General features: G+C 47.3%; 11 protein-coding genes. 1 reads left to right on the forward strand and 10 read right to left on the reverse strand.

What is annotated here, in order from left to right:
• Nucleotides 1-23: 23 nt before the first annotated feature.
• From MHB71_RS10140 to MHB71_RS10170, 7 genes are all read right to left on the reverse strand, one after another.
• Nucleotides 24-2,600 carry a DUF5696 domain-containing protein gene (locus MHB71_RS10140; protein WP_340029479.1) on the reverse strand — a complete coding sequence of 859 codons (2,577 nt, stop codon included), beginning with the start codon at nucleotides 2,598-2,600 and terminating at the stop codon, nucleotides 24-26.
• Between the two features lie 17 nt (nucleotides 2,601-2,617).
• Nucleotides 2,618-3,253 carry a YIP1 family protein gene (locus tag MHB71_RS10145; RefSeq protein WP_340029480.1) on the reverse strand — a complete coding sequence of 212 codons (636 nt, stop codon included), beginning with the start codon at nucleotides 3,251-3,253 and terminating at the stop codon, nucleotides 2,618-2,620.
• The gene (locus MHB71_RS10150) at nucleotides 3,237-4,700 is read right to left on the reverse strand and encodes an NHL repeat-containing protein (protein ID WP_036670947.1); all 1,464 of its coding nucleotides are present in this window, start codon (nucleotides 4,698-4,700) and stop codon (nucleotides 3,237-3,239) included. The genes MHB71_RS10145 and MHB71_RS10150 overlap by 17 nt, the downstream gene beginning before the upstream one ends.
• A 15-nt stretch (nucleotides 4,701-4,715) precedes the next feature.
• Nucleotides 4,716-5,591, reverse strand: a complete 876-nt coding sequence (locus MHB71_RS10155) for a carbohydrate ABC transporter permease (protein ID WP_026081082.1) — start codon at nucleotides 5,589-5,591, stop codon at nucleotides 4,716-4,718.
• Between the two features lie 2 nt (nucleotides 5,592-5,593).
• Nucleotides 5,594-6,550, reverse strand: coding sequence for a sugar ABC transporter permease (locus tag MHB71_RS10160; RefSeq protein ID WP_036615906.1), 957 nt, complete (start codon nucleotides 6,548-6,550; stop codon nucleotides 5,594-5,596).
• Nucleotides 6,551-6,569: 19 nt separating this feature from the next.
• Nucleotides 6,570-9,467 carry an extracellular solute-binding protein gene (locus MHB71_RS10165; RefSeq protein WP_340029481.1) on the reverse strand — a complete coding sequence of 966 codons (2,898 nt, stop codon included), beginning with the start codon at nucleotides 9,465-9,467 and terminating at the stop codon, nucleotides 6,570-6,572.
• Nucleotides 9,468-9,572: 105 nt separating this feature from the next.
• Nucleotides 9,573-10,928, reverse strand: coding sequence for an extracellular solute-binding protein (locus MHB71_RS10170; RefSeq protein ID WP_340029483.1), 1,356 nt, complete (start codon nucleotides 10,926-10,928; stop codon nucleotides 9,573-9,575).
• A gap of 274 nt (nucleotides 10,929-11,202) precedes the next feature.
• Between MHB71_RS10170 and MHB71_RS10175 the strand changes: the two genes are divergently transcribed.
• Nucleotides 11,203-11,970, forward strand: a complete 768-nt coding sequence (locus MHB71_RS10175; protein ID WP_047842955.1) for a helix-turn-helix domain-containing protein — start codon at nucleotides 11,203-11,205, stop codon at nucleotides 11,968-11,970.
• 124 nt (nucleotides 11,971-12,094) lie between these two features.
• Here MHB71_RS10175 and MHB71_RS10180 read toward each other — a convergent pair whose 3' ends face one another.
• From MHB71_RS10180 to MHB71_RS10190, 3 genes are read right to left on the reverse strand one after another with little or no spacing between them, the layout of a single operon-like run.
• Nucleotides 12,095-13,720, reverse strand: a complete 1,626-nt coding sequence (locus tag MHB71_RS10180) for a response regulator (protein WP_340029484.1) — start codon at nucleotides 13,718-13,720, stop codon at nucleotides 12,095-12,097.
• Nucleotides 13,705-15,462 (reverse strand): histidine kinase, encoded by a 1,758-nt coding sequence (locus MHB71_RS10185; RefSeq protein WP_340029485.1) that lies wholly within the window; start codon nucleotides 15,460-15,462, stop codon nucleotides 13,705-13,707. Before MHB71_RS10185 ends, MHB71_RS10180 begins: the two co-directional genes overlap by 16 nt.
• Before the next feature lie 57 nt (nucleotides 15,463-15,519).
• Nucleotides 15,520-17,205 carry an extracellular solute-binding protein gene (locus MHB71_RS10190; RefSeq protein WP_340029486.1) on the reverse strand — a complete coding sequence of 562 codons (1,686 nt, stop codon included), beginning with the start codon at nucleotides 17,203-17,205 and terminating at the stop codon, nucleotides 15,520-15,522.
• Nucleotides 17,206-17,226: the final 21 nt, after the last annotated feature.

Genomic DNA, 17,226 nt, shown 5'->3' on the forward strand with positions numbered 1-17,226 from the left:
CCATTTCCATTTCAGGAGCGTCTTCAGAGCTGCTCACCACCAGTCACATAGCTTTGGGCTTCCACTGTATCGTTGTCAACTTCTACAGGGAAGTCGTTATAATTGACAATTACGAACCCGCCACCTTCATATGTTGTCCGGAAGACGCCCTCCTCCAGGGATTCATGGGACATCATGGAACGTCCGGCAAACGGTTGGTTCACCTGGTTCACCTCGTTGTAGATCTCGGCAGCCAGATCGATCCATTGTTCATAATTCGCCGCGTAGAGATCATCATAATCCGTTTCTTTCACAACATGGTTTGGCGCATTGAACCATGCAAAGTAAGGACTCGCTCCATATTCAATCAGCTTCAGCACATATTGCCTTGCATTGGTATATGTGGAGAGATTGTATGGCGTCCCCGTATAACCGATGCTGCCGTGTACAACGAGCTGATAGAACGGAATCTCTTCATCCTCCAGCTTGAAACGACTGCTGGTCATCGGCGCATCTGTCAGACCAGTTACATACGGCAGGGCATAAGCGTTCCCGCCTTCAGCAACAAGCGAGCCAGCCTGCTGCCCGATTTGTTCAAGTGCCTTCTTTACGGAGCCAAGCGCTTGTGTTCGGTCCACCAGCTTTTTCGGATTCATATCGCTGTTTAACTGAGCTGCCAGATCATTCAGGCTTAGTGAGAGTCCATCCTTTTGAAGGGACCTCAGCTCATCTAACATGTCTGCCGTCACGTCCTCCAGCATGTTGGGCGAAAGCACATAGGATGGTGAACGATCCCGGTCCCGCCGCTGGATGGCCTGGTTCATCGGATACAAGACCGCCGGTTCCTGAGTTAATGTGCGTGAAGCTTCCTTGGACGGTTTAAACCCTTTTTTGGATTGCACATTCAGCAGAGCGATATCGGGATAGAAGCCGATGCCCGCTTCTTGTGTGTATGCGCTGAAATCCCGCAATCCCTTTTTCCCGCCTACCGCGCCATCTACTTGGATGGAATCCGGCAGTCGATGATGAAGTCCGCCGTTAAGCCATCCCGCATAGCGCACCTGAATATTGGATACCTTCTTCTCCGTCAAGGCGGAGAGAATGTTTTTGGCTTCATCAAACGTGGTCAAAGCCTCCGTTGAATCATACGGTATGCCCAGCATATGCTGCCTTGTTGTCATGCCGCCGAACAGTTGCAGATAAAAGGGAACGTTACTCTGCTCTTTGCTGGCGTTTAACTCGGGAAGTCCGCCGTTTTGCACCAGATAATCCCGATAGAGTGATGCAAGCCCCGAGTACGAGGCCTTATCCGCCCCGACAAAAGCATATCGAACGACGAAATCAGACGCGGTCGGTTTCTTCTGGAATTTCGGAAGTGTACGAACCATATCACTTGCCTGAAGGGTCACATCGCTCTTGTTCACCACATAGAAGCTGGGATATACGTTGTTGTAGCTGTTCAGCTTGCCGCTGATATCGGCATTCACAACTGCAACGGCATCCCCTTCTTCAATAATGCCCAGAAAAGCTCCCTCTTTCCGAATCAGTCCAAATACCGGCAACCTAGCTCTGGCTTCATTCGAACTTGCTTCCCGTAGTTTCATGGTCATATCCGGTCCATATATATCTTGTTGATAGGCAGGATACTGCAGCTTGCCATTGTTAAAATGGATCAGCGCTCCCGAACCGTCCGGAACCAGTATGGAGCCCTCTTCTTCTGAACCCCCAGCCCCGAAGTAATCCATTACAGATATGCTGTTGATCGGATATTCCTCCGGAAAATGAATGCCTGAGGACGGAACACGTACAAGCAGATCCTCTTCATCCAGCTCATATTCCATCGTAAGCATAAACAGCCGTGGTCCACTTCGTTCCTCTTCAATGCCAAACTCGGCATGATCCTGAGCCAGATCCTCCGATGTGTAACCGGCTGTGTCAAAAGCCTTCAAGGCCCGGGACAATTGCAATCCTTGCATCGCCTTATCAATCCGGACGTAAGCGCCTTCATCCTTGTCTTCCGCATAGCCGACCTTCAAGGCCCGTTGCCCGGCCTTGTCTAGCTGTGCAAGCAGCCTTTGTTCAAATCGCTCCTTGCTGATCTTCATCGGCAAGTCTTCTATGGATCGCTCAGTGCTTCCAAACTGGTAGTGGACCCGCACGCCGCTTGGCAGCACCTCGTAGCTTATCTGCTTGTGTGCAACACTATCCGTGAAGGAATTCACGGTGCTGCTCTGTCCGAGGCTGTTGAAGAAGCTGAGCTTCGTTTGTGATGACAATAGGTCTTTGTTTATCCCGGCTGCAACCCCATCCTGCTCACGATCTGCAGGATTGCTGCGCCAGATCTGGCCGCTCTGCGTGTGAATCACTGCAATCTCGGCAGTCTCTTCGTTAATGAACAATTGCAGCGCAGCATTCTGCGCAATGCCTACCATGCCGGGAAGGCGGACATCGCTCAACGATGATTTCAGTTTCTCTCCGGGAGGCAGGGAGGGAAAGTCCGTCGAATCTGCGGCAGTCACTGTCTCGTGAGCGAGCGGTGTTGGCGAGAATTGACAACCGCCCAGAAGCAGACTGCCCGCGAGCAGCATTCCTGTTATTTTTTTGGCTACGGTATAATTCATAACAATTTCCTCCTCCCTTAGCCCCGAAGCACTAATTCCTGATAGATGGTTACGACAAACGATACAATCTGCTGTACAAGACTGAAGAATAACAGGCACAGAAATGCCATAAACGCCATCGCCACAAGTGTCAGCAACATCGTGAGCACCGTTTTGGCTGGTGTGTACTGATGAACCGTCATATTCCCTACAAATAACAGATATACCGTCCACGCAATGGCAAGTGCATTGGAGAAATAATAAAAGGCAGTTTCCTGCGCAGAGATCACAAGACTCAGCCAGATCCATGGAAAATGAATGAGTAACAACGGTACCAGTGCAAAGCACGTTGACATGAAAATCTCGGAGAACTTGCCTTCCCCGTCCATCAATGTGGTTAACGACCAGTTAGCCACACACCAAAACAGTACCGGTATAATGACATATAACATTTCGAGCAGACTGTTCAGGTACTTTGGATTACTGAGATTAATGAGAAAACCGCTGTACTGGGCATGCAAAATTTTGGTGATGACCAGAAGCACCAGGATCATGAAAGCAATCAGCAGTGAGTTTCTCTGGTTCCGTTCATACTTCAATTCCCAGTATCCGTCAAACGGATGAAAAATCAGATGCAGCGGGTACTGGTATAGTTCCTTACTTGATGCCTGCATTCGTAGTCCTCCTTTTCTGCCTGCGAACGATGATGACGGTGACAATCGCAGCGACAGCCAGGAATATACCGGACATCATCCATGAAAAATGCTCACGCATCAGCTCTTTGCGGTACAAAAGAAAAGCTTTGGAATATCCTTTGGGCTCCATGCTGCGCTTGAAATATTTCGCAGACTCGGCGTATTCCTTCTGACGAAGCAATGCTTTGCCAATTCCCGCATACGCATATTCCAAGTTAGCGTTCATCTCGGCAGCTTGGGCAAACAGCACCGAAGATTGATCTTCATCACCGTTATAGTAGCTGCGCACCGCTTCGTGGAGTGTACGTCCGTATTCAGTTGTTTGAAAGACGGTGATTTCACCCAGCGCTTTATCCAGAACTAACATCCGGTCTCCCGCACGTTCCAGGGCAACAGGTGTATTAAACTGGCCCAGCCGGTTCCCGATGCCCCCATAAATATGGAGCAGATATCCGTCTCCATTGTAGGTAAAGATTCGGCCCTTGCTGGAATCCAGTACAGAATACATGTCACTGTCACCCACATCCACATCAATCAGGCGGGATGGCCCTGCTTCTTGGGTATACAGCAAATCACCCTGCGGAGTCTGATAGCCTTCTCTGCGCAAAATGTCTGTACCCTGGGCATTCAGCTTCTTGACCGGATCTTTGCCGCGATCCCCGCTAGTGGCGTAGATGAAGCCCTCTTCATCCATATCCAGATTGGTAAATTCCGTTGGAGTGAACATCACCATCTGGCTCCGCTGCTCCCGTGTTGCAAACCGTTTCCACAGATACTCCACCGGGTCCACCTGAACTCTGTTCGCTCCAATGAAGGAAGAGAACGTACCATCGGCGCTGAACTCCATGAATCCATCAAATACGCCTTCGGCCATGACGTAGATACGCTCCCCTTTGTCCATAACAATCCGCATCGGTTTAAACTGGAAGTCTGCTTTTAACAGATCCGATTTTGGTTCAGACACGATCTTGACCAGCTTCCCCTGTTCATCCAGATGCACCACCCGGTGATTATCCGAATCAGCGACCAGCAGATGGCCTTTTTCCGTGACGTACAATCCCTGTGGATTTTTAAAATGATCTTCCTTGCCTTCCTGCTCAAATGAATCAATCGTCCGTACCAGCTTGAAGTTGCGATCCATCTCAATGATGCGGCCATTGCCCGAATCGAGCACAAAGACGTGCTGATTGGCGGTAACATGCATGTCACTTGGCTCTTTCATAGGAGTTGTGTTCAGCTTCTTGCCGGTGATAATGGTTGTTGCCTCATATGCCGCCGGTGAAGGAACTGCGTCACCCCAGAAGGAATAATGATACGCATCCGTTTTACCGTCTGCATTCACGTAGGGCGCCTCTTGAACGAACAACAGGAGGCAGATCATGCCCATGATGATCGATTTACGTTTTTTCCATGTGCTTCTCCGCACCTCGCTGCCTCCTTTCTACTCTTTCATGCCCGAAGTGGCCATCGTCTGCATAACACTGCTCTGAGAGATGATAAACAGAGTGATCGGTACGATCATCAGCAGCAAAGCAACAGCCGCACCTACACCAGCTCTTGCAATCCCTCCCTGCACAATCTGACTGAGCGCATAATGCAGCGTTTTGAGATTTTCACTGTAAATGAAACTCCCGCCATCCGTTCCCCATAACGCTGGAAACTGCAGGATCATGAGCGTGAGCCATGCCGGCTTCACATTGGGCATCACGATGCTCCAGAATATCCGGTATTCATTGGCTCCGTCGATTTTGGCTGCCTCCAGCAAAGCATCGGGAATCTGCTCCATGAACTGTTTCATCAGGAAAAGTCCCAGTGAGAACGCAAGTGATGGCACAATAATGGACGCATGAGTGTTAATCCAGCCAAGCCAGGACATGACCATGTAGTTCGGAATCGCCGTAACATGCGGCGAGAACATCAGGGACAGAATGACAATGGTGAACAACACTTTGGAACCCGGAAAACGATATTTCGCCAGCGGATAAGCTGCTGCAGATGCAAGCAGGATATGCCCCGCTGTGCCAAGTATCGTAATGAGCAATGTGTTGGCAATATAGCGGGATAACGGCACCCACGAATTGCCCATGAGGTTGATCAGATCGGCAAAATTCTCCGTTGTCGGATTGTTCACCCAGAAGCGCGGCGGGAAAATAAACAGCTCATCCAACGGCTTGAATGCATTGTTGACAGCATAGATGAGCGGAAGCACCATAAAGGAGCCGAAGACGCCCAGCAATGCAAATAACATCAGGCTGACGGTAAATGACCGATTAAGCCTTTTTGGCATGCCAAACACGGCACGTACTTTGCTGGTCATCGTCATTCACCTATCTTTCTAAGCATTTTTTGCGTGAAAACGTTTGTACCCAGCATCAGGGCAAACAGAACCGTTGCGATGGCCGAGGCATAGCCCATCTCGAAACGAATGGTTCCGAAGTCCATCAGATGTGTGACAACTGTGTGTGCCGCATAGTTTACGCTCGGGAAACCTGCCAGTGCGATGGAGATCTCAGCTACGGCGAAGGAAGCGGTAATCTGCATTACCGCACCAAACATCAGCTGCGGTCTCATCGAAGGCAAGGTGATGTACCAGAGCTCCTGCCAGCGGTTTTTGATCCCGTCTACGGTTCCTGCTTCAACCAGAGAACGATCAATGGTTTGCAGTCCTGCAATAAAGGCCAGGAAGCTGGTTCCCAGGCTCAGCCACAGCTGTACAATAATGACGATTGCCAGTACATACTTCTCGTCTGCGAGCCATTGGATCGGTTCCAGTACGACGCCAAGGCGCATCAGGAAGCCGTTCATATACCCGTAGCTGTCACCCGAGAAGATGATCAGCCAGATGAAAAAGACGTTGCCCGATATGGATGGGGCATAGAAAACCAGCGTCATGACCGCCCGAATTTTAGGAGACAGCTCATTGATGATCCACGCAAACAAAAAGCAGGCTATATAACTGAGAGGGCCTGTAATTACGGCAAAAAGCAGCGTGTTTTTGAGCGCGATCAGAAATACGTCATCGTTCAGGAAAAGCCGGGAATAGTTCTGCCAGCCGACAAATCGCGGCAGCTCCAGCATATTGAAGTGAAAAAAGCTGAGCCCAAGTGAAATGCCGACCGGAATCACAGTAAACATGAAAAAAATCAGCATAAACGGTGCCATCAATACATAATAATGCCTGCTGAGATACAGATCCCGCTTCAATAGGGACCACCAGCCGACCTGGCGGGTATGGACGGCAGGAGCGGCGGCTGTCTTGGTAGTTTTAGCTTGCAACCGTTACCCTCCCTTTCCTCTATTTCAGATTAAATTCCTTGCGTTTCAACTCAATTTCATCATCAATGTACAATACATAGTCTGATAAGGCTTCACGCGGATTTTCATTTGCATTGACCACCTTACGGAAGGCGTTGTCCAGATGTCGTCCCGTGAAATAACCTCCAGGAAGCTGCGGGATTCCCTGTACCCATTCCCATTGTTTCTCGAGATTTTGATAATCCTTCACAGGCCAAGGCAATTGCTTCAAGGCTTCGATATTGGCCGTTGGGTAACGGGCAGCCGCTCCCATAAGACCTTCCATTTCTCTCCCGTATTCAATCTGGGTCTGATCATCAGTCCACCACTTCATGAACTTCCACGCCGCTTCCTTGTTGTCGGCATTTTCGAGCATCATCACCGCGCTCGTAGCGCTGGCCACTTCATGCCGTATGGACCCATCTGGAAGCTGTGTACCCGGAACAATCGTAAAGTCCCAGAGATTGCGGATTTCCGGAGCCATAACCGTCAGCATGTTATACGTGGTGTAATCAGCAATCCCGATCGGCATTTCCCCTGTACGGAACCGGTTCGGAAAATCGGCTTTGAGCGGAAACTTGTAATTGGTATAAAATTGCGTCCAACGTTTGAACGCGTCCATTGAAATCTCCGAATCCAGTGCACTTTTCTTCTGGTCTTCGGTGTAGAACGTTCCGTCATTCTGATATAACAACATCGCAAAGGTTGAATTCGGAACCAGGTTGGCATTGTTCAGCGTATCCTCTATAGGCAGATAAAACTCCATGTTATGCTTCTGCAGCACGGCGATGGCGTTATATACGTCTTGCCACGTTTTTGGCGGCTCGAGGCCCAGTTCATTCAGAATATCTTTGCGGTAAAAGAGCATTGGAAAATGCTGCTGCTCCGGAAGGGCATATACCCCGTCGTTGTAGCGGTAAGGCGTCAATCCGCTTTCACGGAACCTGCCCGAAATTTCCTCGAAATCGGGGAACTGGCTCAGATCCGCTGTTGCATTCCTCATCGCATAGTTCACCGGAATGTCTTCGCCCATCTGCATGGCTACATCCGGTCCTTCCCCCGAGAGTGTTGCGGGCAGCAAAATATTAGGCGGAACGAGACGTAACTGCACGGACACATCCGTATCCGGGGTAAACGAATCGTCGATCATGCCTTTCAGTACTTGGGCCTGATCTCGTCCGGTTGTGATCCATACGGTGATGGCATCCTTCTTTTGTTCCACGTTACCAATGCTGTCGTAATCTTCGGTATACGAGGCAACATATGCACCCAGTTCGTGCTTCACCTGCTGGACGGTGCTTGCTTCCGCTTTTGGCAACGATTCACCCGGCGGAGATACGACAAGGTAATCCAACGTAATCGGCTGTTCACGTACCGATAGAATCCATGTGCCGAGACCACCTACGTTAATTTTGAACGTATCCAGCCGTTTGGGAACCGTCTCTGGTCTGGCCGCCATATCTTCAAGCTGCAGTACCATGGCGTGAAGTACGGCCACTTTGTCACTTTGCTCACCGGTGGCCTTTTCCAGGTAATCTGCAACGGAACGCAAGGTGTCAGCTTGTCGTTCAAACACCTCCATCATCTCCGGAATACGCCGTTCCAGCTGGTAATCCCGCAGTGGGTCTGGACTGTTGGAGGTAATCATTAATATTTTGCGATACATCTCATTCAGTTCCAACACGCTTGATTCCACGGTCCGCAGCAGCGGAGCGATGTCGCCAAGTGTAACTGTCATTCGGATTCGGTTTTTCCCTTTTTCAAGATGAAACTGATATGGCTGATCCTCTCCCGAACCCAACACCTGAGTTTGCCAAGCCGGGCTGTAGTTAAATCGAATGCGTTTCAGTTCCTTAAACGGAACTTCGCCGTTAATCGTCAGACTGCGGGTGGCATAGATGCCACGCAATTGATCCTGTTTCACCTTAAGCGCCAGTTGATACAGTCCGTCTTCAGGCACGTCAATTTCCCATTCAATCCATTCGCCCGGCAGTTTCCAGTTAATGCCCCCGATGGCGTTCATCCGAATTTTCGATACATTATAAGGCTCGAGTGAAGGACTTGATCGGTCCGAGATTGGTGCCAGTGTAGGAGATGATTTGCTAACAGCTTCCTCCCCCTGAACTTTCAGCATGACAGGAGCCGATTGTTTCAAGCCGAGTGAGGCATAGGTCTGCTCCAACTCTGCATAGGAAGGAACTTCGCTTTCTTGATATAGCTCAATATAATCGATCGCCATGCTTTCTCTTAATGAAGTGAGCGATAACTTCTGACTGCCTTTTTCAAAATAAAACTGAAACGGTTCCTCAAAGTACCCTGCGCTGTCCTTGAAGGAAGTCAGTTGCCATTCGGGCTGTTCCACTTGTCTTGGTCTAAGCTCGTTGCCACGATCGTCCTGCCGGACGTTATCCTCGCGATTCCCCCATACCCTGTCAAACAGAAGAATATCAGCCCCTCTGAACGGGACCTTACCATTAAGCTCAAGCCTGCGTTCGATCCCGGAGCTTTTGCCTTCTACGGGATAATAGTGAATGCGAATGTTGTACAAACCGCTCACTTGAACGGGAACATCCCAGCGAATGGTTCCAGTTTCCGGCGTAATTACGGCATTTCCGTCTAATCCGGCGTACCCTTGCACAACCTCAAATTCCCCATCCTCTGCCTGAACATAAGATTCGCCTTCGATGCGTACAATTTCATCCGGTTTGGCCGTATTGTCATGAGCAGTCAGATAATGCTCATAACTGAATGAATCCTCGGTTCCCGATACCGCCTCAAAGTCCTCAAGCGCATGTACCGTTCCCGGATTACGATCCCGCGATGGATATAGTGTCCATATGGAGAGCACCAAGGCCAAGACAAGCACCAGGATTAGTCCCTTTTTCTTACGTGACCGCATGTTTGAATGTATCCCCTTTCCTGTAAGCGTTGAGAGAACTGAACGATTGACTAACCCGGACAGACCGCACCTTCATTGGTGCGTTCTGCCCGTGTAACGTGATACTTATTTGTAAACCTCATCAATCGCAGCCTGAAAAGGAGCCTTGTATTTCTCGATCAGCGTAGATACGGATACCCCTTCTTTGAGTTCCCCATCAAAATCCCAGAACGGCAAGGACGGGAATGTGTTATGGTCGAGAACCAACATACCTTCCGCAACCTCTCTGGCGTTGTTGATATCTGCTTCATCGGTCAGATGTGTCTCCAGTGTGGATTGTCCCGGATACTCATAGATCGATTCGATCTCATTAATTTTCTCCCAGATGTACATCAGTTGTTCCGGATTCTCTACCGCTTTTGGAATTGTTATAGCTTGGTAACGTGACTCACCGGAGTGATACGCTGTTGCACTTGGACCTTTTGGAAACGGTACAAAACCAATATCGTAGTCCTTCATATCCGTCATAATACCTTCAACTTCGTACATGGCACCTGAATACATCAAGGTGTTGCCTTGACGGAAGAACGTGGATGGCTCTGTCCAATCGCCGCCCTCAGAAGCTCTGCCGACCTTCTCGGTAGCCAGTTTGGACAGGAAGTTCAACGCTTCTTTTGTTTTTGGATCTTCCAGGTTCTGCTTATCTTCTTTGGTCAGAGAAGCCTCGTTGGAATACAGAATCGGTTCCAGCAAGCCCGTTTGAGCGAGTCCCCAAGTGTCTAGCTTGCCATCATTGTTTCGATCTTTGTTCGCTTGCTTGGCAACGCTGATAAACGTATCCCAGTTCCATTCATCGGCATCCACATACTCCTGAAGTGGCTTCAAGCCGAGCTCTTGCATGAGTGTGCGATTATAGAAAATCCCGTTGATAAACGAGGACTGGTCCTCGGTAAAGCCGTAACCTTTGCCTTCATACTGCATGTATTCCTTGGTTGTTTTCTGGTTGAATACCTTGTCGTTTTTAATATAATCATCCACCGGCCATAACAGATCCTGTTTGGTCAATGCCGGAATGGCATAGTTTTTGCCCAGTCTCACCAGATCGCCAAGCGGTTCACCGGCCATCAGGGAAGCAACTACTTTTTCCTGATATTCACCAAAATCGATGGAAACATATTCAATATTAAAGTTGTGTTTTTTCTTCAGCGCTTCGAGATTCTCAAGACGTTGAATGTTGTCCGGGTTGTTCCCCTGTATTTCCATGTCCCACCAAGCAACAACCTTGATCGTTCTGCCACCCATGTCAAAGTCCATTTCTGGCGTGGAGTTTTCATTCTTTGGCTCGGTTTCCGCGGGTTTTTGTTCCTCCTGTGGTGTTGTCTTTTCCGGCTCGGGTTGAGCGGTAGGTGCAGAACTGCATGCAGCAATCACCAACAAGACCGCAAATGCCAGGCTCAGTAGCATGAACTTGTGTTTTCTCATCGTCTTCCCCCCTGATTGTCGTTTGCTATCACAGTGTATCGTTCAAATGAAAGCGCAAACAACCTGCCGAAATACAGATGTTTACCCGGACTGAATATAGATTTGCGTAATTTTGCACGAGCAAAGTGCATTATAGGTTTTAATTGGTAAAGAAATGCACTGTCTACAAAAATATGCACATTGTATGCGCTTTCTTTTATTACCATAATGAAATTAAGTCAAATTTCAGTTAATCTAGCGCATTACAATTCAGCAGAAGGTGAGGTATTGCTTCATGTATGATATTTTACTTGTGGATTTCAGCCGTCGTTTGTGCGGAGAGTTGCAACAGATGTTGCTACGGAGCAAAGCTCAATATACTATCGCAAATTGTGTGTTCTCATCGGCCGAGGCTTTGACCGCATTGTCAGAACGAGACTTTTCCCTTGTTATGGTACATACAGAGAGGTTTGATACCGCGGGGCTCTGGTTATGCAATGACATTCGAAAAAAAAGTCAGATACCTATCCTCCTGATGGGTGGAAGAGATCACTTCAGGTTTGTACGCAAAGCCCTGACGTATCAGGTAAATGATTATCTCCCGTATCCTGTTAGTCCTTCTTCTTTACTTAACAGTCTGCATGGACTTAGATCCCACCTTGAAACCGACCCGGCACACAAAACGTCGTCGTTCTTCAAAACACCCGTTCAAATGAACGGTAAACCCATGCACTCCAGTCATGTTATTCGTATCGTTAAGGCCTATGTACGGGATCATCTGAGTGATGAAATCACGCTGAAGAAGATCTCTGACATGCTTCATTTTAACTGTGCGTACCTTGGACAGAAGTTCAAGCTGGAAGAGAAGATGTCTTTCAATGATTATATGCTCCAGCAACGTATGGAAAAGGCACAGCAGTTGTTGTCTTCCACGAATCTGCGAATATATGAGATTGCTATTGAGGTAGGTTATAAGGATATTGATTGGTTCTATAAAAAGTTCAAAGCGTATGCCGGATCGAGTCCCAATGCTTATAGAAGACAAAAAATCCACACGGCCTAAAGGTGGATTGCCGAATCGGTTTGTTTATCGTTTAGATAATAACCACAAAAAAACGCAGGAAGAAGAATACATCCTGCGTTTTTTTGTGGTTGTTTGGGTTTGGTCAATTCCAGAGTATTCACCATTAACGTACCAACAGGGATTCCCGGTATTCTTGGGGAGTCATTCCCGTTATTTTCTTAAAAAGTCGGGTAAATGAATGGGCAGCCTCGTACCCCACTTGAAGTGCGACCTCACGCACCATAAGATTTGTGTTCTGAAGCAATTCTTTGGCTTTCCGTATTCGGCAGTCGTCAATGAACTCTGACACGTTTATTCCCATTTCCTGCTTAAAGAATCGCGACAGATAGGATGGATTAAAATGATGAAGTTCTGCCAGTCTCACCAGAGAGAGATCTTTCTCCAGGTTCTCCTTGACGTAACTGCATAAGGAATGAATGACAACGTTAGCGCGTTCCTGTTCATTTGATCTTTTGTAGCGGACTAATTCATCAGCAGCACGATATAGAAATTGTACTGCATCCTTCATGCAGGTATACTCCCCTAAGTGCAGCAAGCTTCTTTGATCCGGGATCTTCTGTTGAAGACCCCAACGATTAATCGTTGAATGCAATAATAAGGCCAGATTGTAGTATGTCTCCATGGCACGTTCCATCGTAATATCCTGTTGCATCAGTTCTCCTGCAAGCTCCTCAAATATATCGTAAAATGGCTGAATTCGTCCCGTTTCCAAATATCCTGACATAATCTCGATCCGGTTTGAGATCCGCATGGATTCTTTGGGTACATCAGATGAGAGATCATTACGATGGTCCGTGAGTACCATGGATACACCATCCCCAATTTTCATCCACTGGAGTAATCTCAGACGTTCATATTGTTTGGTTAACTCGGACCAATTGCAACTGCGACTACTTAATGAAAAAGCAATGGATACGCCGAGTGAGACCATGCATGCTTCCTGTACCAGTTCCAGTGTACCTTCTAGAAATCGCACAAGTTTATCATTTGTCATCTCTTCCTCCTGCTTCGGCTGAAGCAGCCAGATCGTATCCCCATAATGGTCCGTTACACTTGCGCACACTGTACGTTCATTCATCAGAGAAGAGCCGATAATGCGCACAGATTCTTGAACTTGTGTGAGGTCCGAACCTTTTTCTGGCAGATTATTGAACCGACCCAGTATGAGATAAACAGGCGAGTTGATCTGTAATCTTATATCTCGTTTGGATAATTCGTCCTGCATATCCATAGTAGAATCTATAACCGCTGTACAGTCTTGAAGTAACTTCCGTAAATACTCTTTTTGCTGTATCAGTGCAAGCTGCGAATTGACTTTATAAGAATGTTCCAACAACTCAACCATGCTGTGACTTTGCCGGATCTCTTCCATCACATCTTCTACAACAGACATCACCTTGTCATAACCTTCCGTTTTGAGCAAATAACGCACATTAGCCATCTGAAAAGCTTGATATGCATAATCAAAATCGCTATGTCCTGTCAGAAAAATGACACGACAATTCGGCCAACTGGCTTGAATCCGCTCTGTCAGTTCCAACCCACTCATACCCGGCATACGGATGTCCGTTAGAACAATGTCAATTCTCGAACGTTGCATCCAGGACAATGCTTCTGTTGCAGAGTAGGCCTTACATACATCAAGCTGTTCGGGTATATGTCTGGCGAACGTTTCATAGAGACTATCCGTAATAATCTCCTCGTCATCTACAATCAAAAGTCGATACATTCGTTTTCCCCCTCTTTCCACTGGATTCGAATTGTGACTTTTAACCCTTGCAGTTCACTTCTGGATAGAAAAAGCCCACTTCCTTCTCCATACGTCAGGACCAGACGTCGATGAATATTTATTAACGCGGTCATTTCGTCTGTACCTCCGTCCTTGTGCAAACGATGTTGAAGAGTTTGAATGTGTTGCTCTTCCAACTCATTTCCATTATCCTCTACGGTGATCTCGGCATATGAACCTTCCATATTAAACCCAATAATTAGAAGACCGGAGTCCGTATTCTTTTCAAGGCTGTGTTCGTAGGCATTCTCAATAATAGGTTGAATAATGAGTCTGGGAACTTTAATATGTTCCATCTCAGCAGGTAGTGGCCCAAAATCAACTTTGATTCGTCTGGAGAATCGTAATTGTTGAATCTCTGTATAGATTCGTGAATGCTCAACTTCCACTTTCAACTTCACATGGTCTGTTTCATTTCGCGTAATGAACCTGAAATACTCTCCAAGCATGTTCGTGAATTGCTCAATACGTTCGGTTTCTCCTGTCCTTGCCAGTGAATTCAGAATAAAGAAGCTATTGTACAGAAAATGAGGATTAATCTGCGATTGAAGCTGTTTCAACTCGGCCCGCTGCATCATCAATGTTTTCTTAAAATCTCGATCGATAAGGGATTGAAGATTTTCAATCATTAGATTAAAACGAGTGTAGAGGAAGCCAAATTCATCCTTTCGGTTATGCGCAATGGGGACATCGAGCATGCCTCCCTCCATTTTTTTGAATCTTTTCACCAACAACAGCAACGGGATATGAATCAACTTGTAACTTGAATAGAGATACGCCGTGATGGCAACAAATGATGTAATTGCAAACAGCCAAGCCCAATGATAGAACTTGCTAAGTGGCTTGGTAACAATTGCCTCGGGTAGATATGTAGCTACGGATAAACCCAGGGAGTCCATATGCAACTGACTAACATGGTACATGGTGTCCCCCACCTTCATCCGAAAGCCATCAAGTGTACCCTTTACACTGTGCTCACGGTAATTCGCGAGAATAACACTAGCTTGTTGTTTATCTGTGATGGCATGCCCCGTTTTGTCCTCAATCAGAAACGTTGAACTCTCAGGGTACAAATTAAGCCGTGTGAGTTCATTCTGAAAATGGTATGTATCCAGCTCCACCTGAATGACAAAAAGCGGGGGTTCTCCTCTCGTGCCTGTCAGCCTGACGGCACTTAAGTTCAAGGCGTCCTCTTTCACCGTGAACCGTGTACCTTTTCCTTGCATGCCTGAACTGAAATATAGATAAGAACTTTTATCGAAATCATCGATGCCTTGGATCGCGGATATACTCTTGCCAACAGAAGGGATATGTACATGAACGTTTTTGATATAAGCAGTGCTGTTCTTGAATGAAGCGAGCCGTTCAGTCAGGTAATTTAATGTATCACGCCGCTCAACCTGATCCATCATGTCCCAGAGAATGGCCAGACGATTGAGTTTTCGATCCTCAACGATATCAAACTGCTGTAACTCCATCCATTCTATCTCTCTGTTCAATTCCACCACATATTGGTTCAACCGTCTCTCCGTTGACAACGATATTTCCTGGCTTGCATTGTCATAACTCCAATGATACAGATACACGCCAAGAAGAATAAGGGGGAGTACAAATACCAGATAGGTGATTATTAATCGCGCAAATATACTGTTAAACCATGATTTAGCAGGGATCTTGATCAATGCATTCACCTCCAATGCCAAAGGCTGAGTGGGTTCCTTGTAAGAATAAAGTGAACATTAGCGCTCCTTTGGCTTGCTGGCGCGAAACCACGCGTTAACCTCCGATGTGATCTGATCTCCCCCCAGCTTGCGCCAGTTCTCAACGAATTGATCAAACTCATCTATCGACCTGCCTAGAATAATGTTCATATAGGCTTCAAGCTGAAGATCCCGAAGAATAATTTGTCGATCAACCATCGTGTCCGTAATTCCGCCCGTGAATTGATCATAGAGAAGTTGGCCGTTCTTCTCGTAAGAATCTGCAATGCTAAAAGCACCCGAAGGCCCATAGGTTTGTTTCCAGCCCCAGCCGCTCTCTACATCTTCCAATTCATAGGCGACAATGCGTTTGTGAATGGCGAGAGCTTCATTCTGCAGAGCCGAGAAGTCTCCTGTACTTCTGGCATCACGAATTTGTTTGTATGCATCTATATTTTTATTACCGGGAAAAGGAGTTACCGGTGAAAGCATCCACACAGCTCGGGAGTCGTCATTGTAGTATGTTTCATACTGTGCCTGATCCCCCCAGTTGATGTCCAGATGCAGATTCATGAGCTTTACAACAACTTCCGGATTAGAGAACCCCTTTTTTACAGCAAAGTATTGCCCAGTGTTGGAACGTAGCGGTACGAACAGGCTCCGGTCCGACTTGGCAACAATGGGATATGCCTGCCATTCTACATCTATATCTGTTTCTTTATCACGGGTGCTCTGAAGCATAAAGGATGTCCACTGTTCGCCGTAAAGCATCCCTATTTTTCCATCTTGAACTAGACGAAACGCCTTGTTTCCACTTTTATAACCAAAATCCGGATCAAGTTGGCCTTCACGATACAACGTTTGCAGTACTTTCAGAGCCTCCCGAACTTCAGGCTGTATACCTCCATAAGTGAGGTTTCCTTCTGCATCTTTAACCCATATATTAGGGTAGGCACCGTAGCCAGACATGAACCCTGCAGCTCCCATAACTGGATCCCATAGATGGTTTGTTAGCGCAAGTCCATACGTATCATGCTCTCCGTTCCCGTCGGGGTCCTCCTCTGTAAACGCTTTCGAAACCTGGAGAAGCTCTTCCATCGTTTCAGGCGGCCGTAGCCCCAGTTGCTCCAACCAATCGGTTCTAATCCACAGGTACTGCGCTGTCTCAATGGAGGAAGATGATTCGGGAATAGCCATGAGTTTGCCATCAATGGTTGCCGCATCAAATGCGCCTCTTCCCTCCGCCTCCAATATACTCTTTGTAAGTGGGGAAGCATACTCTTGGTACACATGGGTTAAATCTTCGATCATTCCAGCATTGCTCAGTTGTCTAAGTTGATATGGATTAACTTTCACCACATCTGGAAAACGTCCTGCAGCGAGGGATACACCCAACTTCTGATTGTATACATCTCCATTAGCAGTCCAGTCATAGTGAATTTGAATACCTAGCTCTTTCTCGTACAAACGAGTCCAGCGATTATCCAGTATCGTCTCACCAGGTAACTGACTAATCATGCGCTCAAGGTCATCTCCCGTTTCCCTGACAAAAGAGACCACGATGGGAGGAGAATACCTCTCAAACGTAGCGGGAAGTTGAATCTGCTGCCCATCTTGCTGCGGATGATGTTGTTTGGTATTACCTTCGGTATGACCTGCTGGTATGGATACAGCAAGGAACAGAATGAAGGTCCATCTTGTTATGTCCAGACATCTCTTATACATGACGACATGCCCCCAGTTCGG

The sequence above is a fragment of the Paenibacillus sp. FSL H7-0940 genome (genome assembly GCF_037979415.1).
GTDB classification, from domain to species: Bacteria; Bacillota; Bacilli; order Paenibacillales; family Paenibacillaceae; genus Paenibacillus; species Paenibacillus amylolyticus.

What these genes read in the sequence shown, in the direction of transcription:
- MHB71_RS10175 (WP_047842955.1), top strand. Translation starts at nt 11,203, where the DNA reads ATGTATGATATTTTACTTGTGGATTTCAGCCGTCGTTTGTGCGGAGAG.
- MHB71_RS10170 (WP_340029483.1), bottom strand. Translation starts at nt 10,928, where the DNA reads ATGAGAAAACACAAGTTCATGCTACTGAGCCTGGCATTTGCGGTCTTG.
- MHB71_RS10180 (WP_340029484.1), bottom strand. Translation starts at nt 13,720, where the DNA reads ATGTATCGACTTTTGATTGTAGATGACGAGGAGATTATTACGGATAGT.
- MHB71_RS10190 (WP_340029486.1), bottom strand. Translation starts at nt 17,205, where the DNA reads ATGTATAAGAGATGTCTGGACATAACAAGATGGACCTTCATTCTGTTC.
- MHB71_RS10165 (WP_340029481.1), bottom strand. Translation starts at nt 9,467, where the DNA reads ATGCGGTCACGTAAGAAAAAGGGACTAATCCTGGTGCTTGTCTTGGCC.
- MHB71_RS10155 (WP_026081082.1), bottom strand. Translation starts at nt 5,591, where the DNA reads ATGACCAGCAAAGTACGTGCCGTGTTTGGCATGCCAAAAAGGCTTAAT.
- MHB71_RS10145 (WP_340029480.1), bottom strand. Translation starts at nt 3,253, where the DNA reads ATGCAGGCATCAAGTAAGGAACTATACCAGTACCCGCTGCATCTGATT.
- MHB71_RS10140 (WP_340029479.1), bottom strand. Translation starts at nt 2,600, where the DNA reads ATGAATTATACCGTAGCCAAAAAAATAACAGGAATGCTGCTCGCGGGC.